This window comes from Alkaliphilus peptidifermentans DSM 18978, assembly GCF_900101495.1.
GTDB lineage: Bacteria > Bacillota > Clostridia > Peptostreptococcales > Natronincolaceae > Alkaliphilus_C > Alkaliphilus_C peptidifermentans.
The window spans coordinates 81,008-93,491 of the sequence record NZ_FMUS01000011.1 but is presented as its reverse complement, the minus strand read 5'-3'; the positions used below and the strand labels follow the sequence as shown (position 1 = coordinate 93,491).

The window sequence follows — 12,484 nt, the reverse complement described above, 5'->3', positions numbered from 1 at the left end:
ATAATATCTTAAGATAAAAACTGGAGGGGGATATTGTGAATTTAGGTATGGAAATTAACATTATTGTTGCCTATGCAATTGGGCTTATACTTCTATATATAATCGGTTGGTTTTTATTAGTTCCAATAAAGATTATTGGAAAGCTAATATGGAATGGAATTTTGGGTGGTATACTCTTATTCTTAATAAATATAATTGGCGGCTTCTTTCATTTTTATATTGCTATCAACCCGATTAGTGCTCTTATAGCTGGATTACTAGGAATTCCTGGGGTTATACTACTTATTATAATTAATATGATATAGAATACTAAAATAGAGCTTTAGGATGAATATTAAACCCTAAAGCTTCTTTTAATTATACAAAAGCTCTATTTGGCTGTAGTACAAAAAAGTGGTTGTAGGGGATGAAATCCCCTGTTGGCATCGGGAGGTGCTCCCCCTTATAATCAATGAGTAGGTTACAGCGAAGGATCCTAAGGATTTAAGGGGTTCCTTTGGAAAACAAATGCATTTTATCCATAGAACTTAACGCAGGAAGAGCTTTTGTTCATATAAGGAGAGTATCACTAAAATGGTTTAATACATAGATAATAAAATCATATTTGTGTTACATAGAGTATATTTTTGTAGCTAGTTGTACTATGATATTGTAAAATGTTATTGAGATTGAAATATAATAAATGCGGGTGAGCTAATGAAAATTGGACTTAGAACCATAAAAACAGGTATAGCTGTAAGCATTACTATGCTTGTGGCAAATTTATTGAAGATTGAATACCCATTTTTTGCTTTAGTTGCTGCTTTAATAGCAATACAACCAACGGTATCTGACTCATGGCATTCAGGCGTAAATCGCATGATAGGTACTTTTATTGGTGCATTTGTAGGTGTGATTTTTGGAATTATAGCACCTATTAACTTTATATTAGTGGGTGTTGGTCTAATTCTTTTAATTCATATTATGAACCGTTTAGGCTGGAGTGAATCAATTAATATAGCAGGAGTTGTGTTTCTAGCTATAATTGTAAGTGATAATAGTGGTCAAACAATATATGCTATTAATAGACTAGTGGATACTTTCATTGGTATTAGTATTGCTCTGGGGGTAAACTATTTGATTTTTCCACCGACCTATGATAGAAAGGCTATCACTGTTATAAATAATGTTTTTTATAATGTGTGGCAATGTATAGATAAGGTAACTGATACAATACTTGGTGATGAAAATCAACTTCTTTTTATTGAAAAAGAAATTGAAGGGATAGAGCTTGAACTAAATGAATCCGAAAAATTTTTGCAGCTACAGATAAAGGAAGAAAAAGTAAAAGTATATGGTCAATATAATTGTAACGAAATGCAAATGAGGATAAAGCTAATTAAGGAAACCTTTCAACACCTAAAAAATTTGCATGGCGTACTAGAAAAAGGGGTAAAAGGAGAGGTGGTTGATCTTATTATAGATGACATTGTAGAGCTTAAGGAATTGTTAGAAGAGAATAATCAACCTATATCTTTAAAACAGAGGAATTTAGTAAATCTACAACCTGCCATAAACTTAATACGAAAGGTTAAAAAAAGGTTTAAATATGACCCAAGGGTGAATCAGTACTCAGCAGACGATGTAATTAAGATGATGGTAGTTATATATAACCTAGAGGAACTTCTGTCAAAGCTCAACCTTTTAAATGATTTCCTTCCAAACAAATAGTGATGAAATTTGAAACTAGGTGGGTAGGAATAATGATAGAAGAGTACACAATAAGGAACACTTTGTTCTAATCTAGTATTTCTGATATAATACTAAGAGTCAGAATCATTCAAAGATAGATATACATGAAAGATGGTGACCTTTTTACACAGGGGGAGTGAGAAAATTGGATAATAAAAATCATATTGATATTGGCAAAAATATTAAAATGATTGATTTTCTAAAATGTGAATTACTCAATAGTATAGCTATGTTGTTTGAGACAATGAATAAGGGTGTCAAGTCTGGACAAGAGGAACTTTTAGAGATATTAGCAAATATAATATTAGTGGCATACTCTTTAGGCAAAAGAATAGGAATTGATTACTCAGATATTGATAAAAAAGTGCAAGAAAAGGCAAAGCTTCATATGATAGAAGAACACCATCTAGAGAAATGGTATGGAGAGCTAACAAGCCTTAATCATTACATTAAGGGTCATGGCAAATAGATAATAGGAGTGAATTAAAATTGGAATTTCAGAATAATAAAAAAGCACTACTCGAAGCTGCTCTAATTGCAACTATTTCATCTTTTTTTGCAATTAGTGTAATATACATACCTATACTAACAGTTCTATTGTTTTTGGTACCTGTTCCATTAATAATTCTAGCCGCAAGGCAAGGAACAAGGTATACCGTATTTTCTTTGGTAATTGCTAGTTTAATTATTGGTATACTAACAGAAATTGTATTTACTTTATTCTTAATAATTATATTTGGTCCGGTTGCAGTAGTAATGGGATACTATATAAGGAGAAAACAAGACCCATTTAAGACTATAGGAATAGGAACTACAGTATCTGCTTTTACAATTTTTATTAGCATATTAACGATTTCTGCTATAGTAGAGGTTAATTTCTTAGATATGTTGGGAGATACCTTTAGGAATGTTGTAGAACATCAATCTGAAATGTTTAGTGCTATGAATATAAGTATTGCTAACCTCTACGAGATAATTAACTATTTAATTATAGTTTTACCAGGGTTATTAATAGTACATTCTATGGCAGCTGCTTTTATCAACTACTATATATCAGTAGCTATACTAAGAAGGTTAAGATATGATAAATATGAGCTTCCTGAATTTGGAAAGTTCAAATTGCCTTCTAATATTGTATTTGGCGCATTCATTATTTTCATCTTAACATATTTAACAAGATTTATAGAAGGAATCCATTATGAAGCGTTATATGAAAATGTAAAAGTAATATTTTTATTTGTATTTTATCTACAAGGAATTGCTTTTATGAGATACATACTTGGAAAAACTAGATTGCCAGAATTTGCAAGAATTATAATAATTTTAATGCTTATTATTATAAGCCCTTTATTAACACTAATTTCTCTAATTGGCTTGATTGATTCGATTTTTGATATAAGAAAATTACGAGAAAGATAGATTTGTTGTTATAATGTAGGAGGCTGCCGTATGAAACGGACAAGATTTTTTAAAATGTTAATACCAGATACACGTATTTATATGATTATCATTTCTGCCTTTATAATAGCGATGGCCTATTATAATCACATAATTGCTATTATCGGAGTATTTGTTTTGGCCTATTTAATTTACTATAATCTTAGAATTAGTAATATTAGACGAGAAGAGTGGACTCGATACATTGAAGGGCTTTCTTCAGACATCGATTCTGCCACTAAACAGGCCATACTGAATTTGCCTATACCACTTACTATTATTGAATTCGACGGAACAATAACATGGTATAATTCAAAATTTCCAGAAATTGTTGAGAAGAAGGATTTACTTGAGAAAAATATTCAGGACATAATTGAGCAGTTTAACTTAAAGGATGTACTTCAAAATAAAAAAGAGAATATTAATGAAGTTAATATAAATGGAAGATATTATAAGGTTTTATATAATATAATAAAGCTATCAAAAAATCATGACTCAAACTATATTATCATGCTTTACTGGATAGAAAGAACAGACTACCTAGTTATTAGAGACAAATATGAAGATGAAAAGTCAGTAATAGGTCTGATACAGGTAGACAATTTTGATGAAGTAATGCAAAGCACAGAGGAAGCAATTAGACCTATGATAATTGCCGAAATAGATCAGAGGCTTACTATATGGGCCAGTAAGATAAATGGATTAATCCGAAAATACGCCACCGATAAGTTTATAGTTGTATTCGAGAACCAACACCTTGAAAAGTTAGAAAATAAGAAATTTGAAATATTAGATGAAATTCGCGAAATAAATTTAGGAAACAAAATCCCTATAACATTAAGCATAGGCATTGGTTTAGATGGAGAGAACCCTCAACAATCTGGAGATTATGCCAACGCTGCTAAAGATCTTGCTCTTGGAAGAGGTGGAGATCAAACAGCAGTAAAAAGAAGTGATAAAATTAGTTTTTATGGTGGAAAAACAAAAGCAGTAGAAAAAAGAACAAAGGTTAAAGCAAGGGTTATTGCTTATGCTCTAAAACAACTTATGGAGCAAGCGGATAGTATATACGTAATGGGACATAAAACATCAGATTTAGATGCTTTAGGCGCTGCCATGGGTATATATAGAGCAGCCAGGAACCTTAATAAAGAGGTGTATGTAGTATTGGGTGGGTCTAATCCATCAATCGAGGTCTTATATGATAGAATTATGGAGCAAGATCAGTATAGAAAATCCATAATTACCTGCGAGGAAGCAAGGATGAGAATGGATAAAAATTCCTTGTTGATAGTGGTAGATACCCACAGACCCAACTTTACAGAATGTCCCGATTTGCTAAATATAACAGAAAACATAGTTGTTATCGATCATCATAGAAGAGGAACTGAATTTATAGAAAACACGGTCTTAAATTACCATGAAACCTATGTATCTTCTACCTGTGAGCTGGTTACAGAAATTCTGTTCTATATGGAGGATAAGATAAATATAGAGCAAATAGAAGCAGAAGCATTACTAGCTGGTATATCTGTAGATACAAAAAATTTCACCTTTAAAACAGGGGTAAGAACATTTGAAGCAGCGTCGCTACTACGACGAGCAGGAGCAGATACTACTATTGTAAAGCAGTTATTTCAAGACGATTTTGATACAATTGTTGCAAGGGCAGAAATAGTAAAAAACGCTACAATTACCAGAAATGCAGTAGCTATATCTACCTGTAGCGATATTAAAAACATACAATTGGTTGCTGCACAGGCAGCAGATGAGCTATTAAGTATAAGAGGGATAACTGTATCTTTTGTGCTAGGAAAGAAAAGTGATGGTATAATTATAAGTGGAAGGTCAATGGGAGATGTTAACGTTCAGCTTATTCTAGAAAAGCTTGGAGGGGGAGGCCACTTAACAGTGGCAGGGGCTCAGCTTGAAGGATATACCCTTGAAGAAGCGAAAAATCAACTAGAAAAAGCTATTGAAGAATACTTTGAGGAAGGTGAAGAGTAATGAAGGTAATATTACTACAGGATGTTAAAGGGTTAGGAAAAAAAGGACAAGTTGCTAATGCCAGCGATGGTTATGCACGTAACTTTTTGTTTCCTAAAAACCTAGCTATGGAAGCTAGCGAGGGGAATATGAAGTCTTTAGATCAGCAAAAAAAATCTCAGCAGATTAAAAAGGATAAAGAGCTGGAAGAAGCAAAACAATTAGCAGATGGAATAGAAAAGATAACCATAGAGATAAAAGCAAAGGTTGGAGAAGGTGGCAGGCTTTTTGGCTCTGTAACTGCAAAGGAAATTGTGGAGCTTTTGGAAAAGAAGCATCAAATAAAAATAGATAAAAGGAAAGTAACATTACCAGATCCAATTCGAGAGCTGGGTATTAAAGAGGTTGAATTAAAGGTATATCCAAATGTTATAGCTAAATTAAAAGTTAATGTTATTGAAGAATAGAAAACGGGGTTGGGAGTTGATTTCCAACCCTTTATTAAAATCAGGAGGTCTGTATGGAAGGAATTAATATGTTTAATATGATACCACCCCATAGTATTGAAGCAGAGCAATCGGTACTGGGTTCGATGCTATTAGACAGGGAAGCTATCCTAGTGGCATTAGAAATACTAAAGTCAGAGGACTTTTATAAGGAAGCCCATAAAGAGATTTTTGAGGCTATTTATAATTTGTTTAACAGAAGTGAGCCCGTAGATTTAATAACGCTAACTGAAGAGCTAAAAACTAGAGGAACATTAGAAGCTATAGGTGGAATTCCCTATCTAACCAGCCTGGCTTCTGGAGTACCAATTGCGACTAATATTAAGTATTACGCTGATATAGTTCAGAAAAAAGCTACCTTAAGGAATTTAATACATTCCTCACAAGAAATTGTTCAGCTAGGGTATAGTACGGATGTTGAAATAACAGAGATTATAGAACAAGCACAGAAGAATATATATGATTTATCGCAAAACAGATATAATGAGGGATTAACACCAATTAGTGAGCTTCTTTCTTATACTTTTGATCAAATAGAAAAGCTTTATGAGAACAAAAAGGGTATTACCGGAATGTCGACTGGTTTTTTAGATATAGATAGAAAGCTAGGTGGATTTCATAAGTCAGACCTTATACTTGTTGCAGCTAGACCTGCAATGGGCAAGTCGGCATTTGCACTAAATCTTGCACAAAATGCTGCAGTTAAGGCTGGAGCAGCAGCTGCAATATTCAGTCTTGAGATGTCTAAGGAACAATTAATGCTAAGAATGCTTGCTTCAGAGTCAATGGTAGAATTAAATAAGATACAAACAGGTAATTTAAATGAAGATGAGTGGTCAAAGATTGTACAAGCCATGATACCCCTTTCGAGGGCACAAATCTACTTCGATGATTCACCAGGTATAACAGTAACGGAAATGAGGTCTAAATGCCGCAGATTAAAGATGGAAAAGGGACTAAGTCTTGTATTGGTGGATTATTTACAGTTGATGCAGGGAGACAAAAGAACGGAAAATAGACAACAGGAAATTTCTGCAATTTCAAGAAATTTAAAAATAATGGCAAAGGAATTGGATTGCCCTGTAATTGCCTTATCCCAGCTATCAAGGGCACCAGAGCTAAGGGCTGACCATAGACCGATTTTGTCGGATTTAAGAGAATCTGGTGCTATTGAACAGGATGCTGACTTAGTTATGTTTCTGTATCGAGATGAATACTATCACCCAGAAAGTGATAAAAAGAACCTTGCCGAAGTAATTATTGCCAAGCATAGACATGGCGAAACAGGAACAATTGAATTAATATGGCTAGGTCAGTTTCAAAAGTTTTTAGACTATGAAAAATATAGAGAGAGTTAAAGGAATTATTAAGGAGAGAGTTAATTATGTTCATTATTAATGGATTTAAAGAAGCCATATATCTATTGATTTCTCTAGATGCTGAGCTATATCATGTCATCATACTCTCCTTGATGGTATCCTTAACAGCAGCAGCTTTATCCAGTATTATGGCAGTACCAATAGGCATACTAATGGGGGTAAAGGAGTTTCCTCTAAAGAAGGTGGCTGTACGTTTCATATATACGATGATGAGTGTTCCACCTGTAATTGCAGGACTTATTGTTTTTTTATTAATTTCTAGAAGAGGACCTTTAGGCATTTTAGGATTAGTCTATACGCCTACAGCAATGATCATTGCGCAAACAGTGCTGATATTTCCAATAATTACAGGATTAGTCTATAACGCAACAAAAGAAAAAGGAGAAACTATCCAAAATTTAGGCAAAACCCTAGGAGCAAATAGAAGACAGCGATTGATCCTGCTAGTTAAGGAACTAAGAATGAATATACTTACGGCAATAATTACAGGGTATGGAAGGGGAATCTCTGAAGTAGGAGCAGTTATGCTGGTTGGGGGAAATATTAGGGGGCAAACCAGGACTATGACAACAACCATCGCTATGCTCCAAAGCATGGGAGAATATTCTATAGCTATAGCATTAGGCATAATTTTGCTTCTTATATCCTTTATTCTTAATTCTATACTACTTTATTATCAACAGGGTGATTATAGATGAAAATAAAAGTTAGTGGCTTAACTAAAGTGTATAATAATAAACAGGTATTGAATATACCAAAGCTTGAAATAGAAAAAGGATCTCTATTAGGGATCATTGGTCCAAACGGAGCAGGAAAAAGCACCCTAGTTAAAATAATAGGAGGTATAGAAACTTCAACCTCGGGGCTGGTGTTGTTTGACGGGAAGCCAATTAATTCAAATCTTTATCAAAACATGACGATGGTATTTCAAAAGCCGTATCTATTAAGAGGATCAGTCTTTTACAATATAGCTTACCCCTTAAGAATTAGAAAGGTTGAAGAAGAAGAAATTTCTAGAAGAGTAGAGAAGATACTGGATGAAATGGATTTGGTGGAAATAAGGAACCAAAAATCATGGACCTTATCAGGAGGAGAAGCACAAAAAGTTGCTTTGGCAAGGGCAATTATATTTAATCCCTCACTATTAATTTTAGATGAGCCAACTGCCAATATAGACCCTTCATCAATAGCTATTATGGAAAAAATTATAAAAAAATCAAACCAAGAAAACGGGACAACGGTAATTATTGTGACCCATAATCTTCAGCAGGCAAATAGAATTTGTAAAGATGTGGGCTTTATGTATCGAGGTGAATTGATAGAGATTGGATCTAAAGAAAAGGTAATAAGAAACCCAGAGAATGTACTTACTAGGGATTTTATAAAAGGCGAAATTTTGATATAATTTAATATGTTATATATATAAAATTCATAATATAATAAAGAAAAACAAAAAATATATAGTACATAAAAATTAATACTAAGTTTAGCTTTTACATGGAGGGTATAATGTTAGTAGCTTGGGGAAAGAACACCTATATAAAGAAATTAGAAAGAAAACACGTTGATGAAATGCAAAACTGGGGAGCACATCAGGATCCATTATTTTATAGCTATACCTTTCCTAAAATGAATAGGCACGAAAGAGACTACTGGTATTGTAAGAAATCCTATACATTATCAAGAAAATGTTTTGTTATTTATAACCAACAGCATAGGTTGGTTGGGTACATAGCATTAAGAGAAATTAAGTGGTTGCGACGGAGTAGTGAGTTTGGCATTGTTTTTGATCCTAATTTTATTGATCAAGGATTAGGAACAGACAGCTTAAAAAGCTTTATTTCCTATTACTTTGAAAAGATGAGGATGAAAAAGTTAATTTTAAGGGTGGCAGATTTTAATTATAGGGCACAACGCTGTTATCAAAACTGTGGATTTAAAATATCCAAAGTGGAATTCAATGAGTTTGAAGATCAGAATCTTCCCATCTTCAAAGATGATAAACTTAGAAGGGCAGAGGTTTTTTTTCGATATGAAAGAGGAGTATTAAAATGCAAATTTATTCACATGTATATTACTAGGGAAATGTATCTACAACAAAGGCATATTTATCCACATAATCCACCGAACACCTGTGCATAGTTCTGTGGTCTGTGTGGATAACAATATATAAAAAATATCAGATAAAGATAAAAAGTCTGATTATTCCATTGTTATAAGGGTATAAAAATCATACAGTATGGGAGTATATACCTATGAATTTGTAAAGGTCCTATGTGGATAACTTTTACACATTCAGATTTGATTAGTTTAATAAAAAATGGTAATATTAATATTAAAGTTGTATAGAAGGAGGATAAAAATGGCGAAAATTACTGAAGATATGACTATTATGGATGTTTTAAGAATGGATCGAGAGGCAGCGGCGGTTTTTATGAAGTATGGACTACATTGCCTAGGTTGTCCTGGTGCCACAATGGAAAGCATCGCTGATGCTGGGAAAGTACATGGAATTGACGTTAGTAAGCTGGTTGAAGACCTAAATAAGCATTTTGAAAATAAGTAAAGCAATTGAAAGAGTTGAATGTCCTATGACATACAACTCTTTTTTACATAAATAAAGAAATAAATTAAATCATTAAGTTACATATTTAGGGAAAACTAACAAGTAACAGCAACAATATACGAATATTATTTATTGAAAAACATTAGACACAACTAATTAATTGACTAAACACGTATATTGTGATAGTATTTTTGTGTAGTGTTCGGAAATATAAGGCACATTATAGACAAGGGGATGAGTAAATGCCATCAGTTGTTATTATTGGAGCCCAATGGGGCGACGAAGGAAAGGGTAAGATAATTGATTACTTAGCAAATAAAGCAGATGTGGTTGTAAGGGCCCAAGGGGGAAATAATGCAGGACATACCGTTATCGTTGATGATAAAAAATATGCTTTCCACTTAATGCCTTCAGGTGTTCTAAACATGGAAACCTTAAATATTATTGGAAATGGTGTAGTTTTTGATCCAGAAGGGTTTATGAAGGAAGTTGACACACTAACTAAGCAAGGGATAAGCATAGAAAATGTAAAGATTGATGAAAGGGTACATGTAATTTTTCCATATCATAAAAAAATAGATGCACTGGAGGAATTAGCAAGAGGAGAAGAGGAAATTGGCACTACAAAAAAAGGGATTGGCCCCTGCTACATGGATAAAATTGAACGATCAGGAATACGAATTGGTGAAATGCTAGATAAAGATTTATTCAAAGAGAGATTATTCAAACAGGTAGAACGTAAAAATAGGGTGATAGAAAGAATATACAATGATGAAGGCTTTAACAGAGAAGAAATATATGATAGCTATTGCCAGTTGGCAGATAAACTAAGGCCCCATGTCACTGATACAACTATACTATTACATGAAGCGTTGGTTGCAGGTAAAAAAGTACTTTTTGAAGGAGCACAAGGAACACTCCTTGACATAGATTTAGGTACCTACCCATATGTTACTTCATCACATCCAACCTCTGGCGGCTTCTGTGTTGGGGCTGGAGTAGGGCCTAATATGCTGAACGAAATTATTGGGGTTGTAAAGTCTTATACAACACGCGTGGGTAGAGGCCCCTTCCCTACAGAGCTAGATAATGAGGTTGGTGAAAGTATTAGAGTTAAGGGTAATGAGTTTGGTACAACAACAGGAAGAGCAAGGCGCTGTGGTTGGTTCGATGGGGTTATGGTTAGATATACTTCCAGAATTAACGGACTAACTTCAATTTCATTAATGCTATTAGATGTGCTTAGTGGCTTTGAGAAAATTAAGATGTGCGTAGGCTACAGGTATAAAGGGGAGGTTATTCATAATTTTCCTGCCAGCTTAAAGGTATTAGCAGACTGTACACCTATATATAAAGAGTTAGAGGGATGGAATGAAGATATAACCAACGTTACTAAATATGAAGATTTACCACAAAACACAAAAAAGTATATAGAGGAAATAGAAAAATATATAAATATACCGGTAAAAATCATTTCTGTCGGTCCCAAAAGAAGTCAAACAATTATTAGAGATGAAATTTTTTAGCACTCATAGGAGTGCTTTATTTTTGCATTGTTCTTTTTCGACAAAAAGTGTTGACTTCTAACCCAATTTCTTTTAATATATATAACTGTGGGTAATAACTTGACCCATTAGCTCAGTCGGTAGAGCACCTGACTTTTAATCAGGGTGTCCCGCGTTCGAGTCGCGGATGGGTCACCATTTAATTTTTATTTCAGCGGTTCTTGGTAAAGGAAACTGGGGGTTGCTGAAAACTCTGGCCCCTTGGTCAAGCGGTTAAGACACCGCCCTTTCACGGCGGTAACAGGGGTTCGATTCCCCTAGGGGTCACCATTTATAAAAGCTTACCTTCTTTATAACAGATGGTAAGCTTTTTTTTAAAGAATTTTAGTATTCTACTCTGTTTGCCATCTCAAATCTCTACCAAAAAACTTCAATAACGTATATTTGGAAAATAGTCTTGAAGCTATTCTATCATCGTATCTTAGCCCAAAGTCCTTTGGCGTTAAATTTGTAGAAATTATTGATTTCTTCCCTGAATGTAAACGACTGTTAATAATATTAAAAAGCTCGCTGTTGGTAAAGGAGTTTGTTACCTCTGTACCCAAATCATCAATTATTAAAAGGTCTGCAGAAAATAACAGATTATACTTTTCTTTGTCATGTTGATTATGAAAGCGAATATCTTCTAATATCTCAAATATTTTAAAGGCGGTTTGATAAATTACAATTTTTCCTCTATCCAACAGAGCTTTTGCAATACAATTGGCAAGGAATGTCTTTCCAAGCCCTGTAGGACCAAAAAACAAGAGGTTATCTTCATTCCTTTTTTCAAAATTAATAACGAAGCCTTCACAAACCTGTAAAATGTGCATCATATTGTCCCTAGGAGACAACTCTTGTCCTTCAAAGGGGCTATCGGAAAATAATGATATATTAAATTTTTTGAAATTCTCATTTTGTAATATATTGTCAAGATTTGACATGGAGTATGCTTTGTTAATTAATTGCTGCTTAAAGCAGCTACATTTTTCACCACTGGATATAAAGCCAGTATCATTACAATACTGACAGTAATACTCCTCTTCTAGATATTGTAAGGGAATATTATTTTCTGTAAGTAGAAAGGCCTTTTCTTGCTTTAGCTTATCTAGTTTCTGCTTTAGGGTATTCACTAATTCCTCAGGGTTATCTTTTTGACTTATAATAGCTTTAGCTATAGAAATACCTGATTTACTAATGGAATCATCGATTTCCTTAATTCGAGGAACCTTTTTATAAACCTCTTGTCTGCGTTGTTCCTTCCTTTTTTTTGCAACGTTCCTTTTATTTTCATATTCTCTTAATATATTATTGATTACTTCCTCAATCATCAAT

The 12,484-nt window shown here is 33.6% G+C and carries 13 protein-coding genes and 2 tRNA genes; 14 read left to right on the top strand and 1 reads right to left on the bottom strand.

Features of this window, described 5'->3' with window-relative positions:
* Nucleotides 1–35: 35 nt before the first annotated feature.
* From BLP68_RS09590 to BLP68_RS09525, 14 genes are all read left to right on the top strand, one after another.
* Complete coding sequence (locus BLP68_RS09590) at nucleotides 36–305, top strand: pro-sigmaK processing inhibitor BofA family protein (RefSeq protein ID WP_091542902.1); 270 nt, start codon at nucleotides 36–38, stop codon at nucleotides 303–305.
* A 391-nt stretch (nucleotides 306–696) separates the two neighbouring features.
* Complete coding sequence (locus BLP68_RS09585; RefSeq protein ID WP_091542900.1) at nucleotides 697–1,710, top strand: FUSC family protein; 1,014 nt, start codon at nucleotides 697–699, stop codon at nucleotides 1,708–1,710.
* A 166-nt stretch (nucleotides 1,711–1,876) separates the two neighbouring features.
* The gene (locus BLP68_RS09580; RefSeq protein WP_091542899.1) at nucleotides 1,877–2,200 is read left to right on the top strand and encodes a MazG-like family protein; all 324 of its coding nucleotides are present in this window, start codon (nucleotides 1,877–1,879) and stop codon (nucleotides 2,198–2,200) included.
* Between the two features lie 20 nt (nucleotides 2,201–2,220).
* Entirely contained in the window at nucleotides 2,221–3,150 is a 930-nt protein-coding gene (locus BLP68_RS09575) for a YybS family protein (RefSeq protein ID WP_176758956.1), read from the top strand.
* A 30-nt stretch (nucleotides 3,151–3,180) separates the two neighbouring features.
* Complete coding sequence (locus BLP68_RS09570; protein WP_091542896.1) at nucleotides 3,181–5,175, top strand: DHH family phosphoesterase; 1,995 nt, start codon at nucleotides 3,181–3,183, stop codon at nucleotides 5,173–5,175.
* Entirely contained in the window at nucleotides 5,175–5,621 is a 447-nt protein-coding gene (rplI, locus tag BLP68_RS09565) for a 50S ribosomal protein L9 (protein ID WP_091542894.1), read from the top strand. The genes BLP68_RS09570 and rplI overlap by 1 nt, the downstream gene beginning before the upstream one ends.
* Nucleotides 5,622–5,674: 53 nt before the next feature.
* Nucleotides 5,675–7,018, top strand: a complete 1,344-nt coding sequence (dnaB, locus tag BLP68_RS09560; RefSeq protein ID WP_091542892.1) for a replicative DNA helicase — start codon at nucleotides 5,675–5,677, stop codon at nucleotides 7,016–7,018.
* A gap of 26 nt (nucleotides 7,019–7,044) precedes the next feature.
* The gene (locus BLP68_RS09555; protein WP_330389126.1) at nucleotides 7,045–7,737 is read left to right on the top strand and encodes an ABC transporter permease; all 693 of its coding nucleotides are present in this window, start codon (nucleotides 7,045–7,047) and stop codon (nucleotides 7,735–7,737) included.
* Entirely contained in the window at nucleotides 7,734–8,444 is a 711-nt protein-coding gene (locus tag BLP68_RS09550; RefSeq protein WP_091542891.1) for an ABC transporter ATP-binding protein, read from the top strand. Before BLP68_RS09555 ends, BLP68_RS09550 begins: the two co-directional genes overlap by 4 nt.
* Nucleotides 8,445–8,548: 104 nt before the next feature.
* Nucleotides 8,549–9,181 (top strand): GNAT family N-acetyltransferase, encoded by a 633-nt coding sequence (locus tag BLP68_RS09545; protein ID WP_091542890.1) that lies wholly within the window; start codon nucleotides 8,549–8,551, stop codon nucleotides 9,179–9,181.
* 220 nt (nucleotides 9,182–9,401) lie between these two features.
* The gene (locus BLP68_RS09540) at nucleotides 9,402–9,605 is read left to right on the top strand and encodes a DUF1858 domain-containing protein (RefSeq protein ID WP_091542888.1); all 204 of its coding nucleotides are present in this window, start codon (nucleotides 9,402–9,404) and stop codon (nucleotides 9,603–9,605) included.
* Nucleotides 9,606–9,847: 242 nt separating this feature from the next.
* Nucleotides 9,848–11,131 (top strand): adenylosuccinate synthase, encoded by a 1,284-nt coding sequence (locus BLP68_RS09535; protein WP_091542886.1) that lies wholly within the window; start codon nucleotides 9,848–9,850, stop codon nucleotides 11,129–11,131.
* Between the two features lie 101 nt (nucleotides 11,132–11,232).
* Nucleotides 11,233–11,308 (top strand) — tRNA-Lys (locus BLP68_RS09530).
* 57 nt (nucleotides 11,309–11,365) lie between these two features.
* Nucleotides 11,366–11,440, top strand: a tRNA-Glu gene (locus BLP68_RS09525).
* A 62-nt stretch (nucleotides 11,441–11,502) separates the two neighbouring features.
* Here the strand turns inward: BLP68_RS09525 and BLP68_RS09520 are convergent.
* A complete protein-coding gene (locus BLP68_RS09520) occupies nucleotides 11,503–12,480 on the bottom strand; it encodes an ATP-binding protein (RefSeq protein ID WP_091542885.1) in 978 nt (325 codons plus the stop codon).
* Nucleotides 12,481–12,484 lie beyond the last annotated feature (4 nt).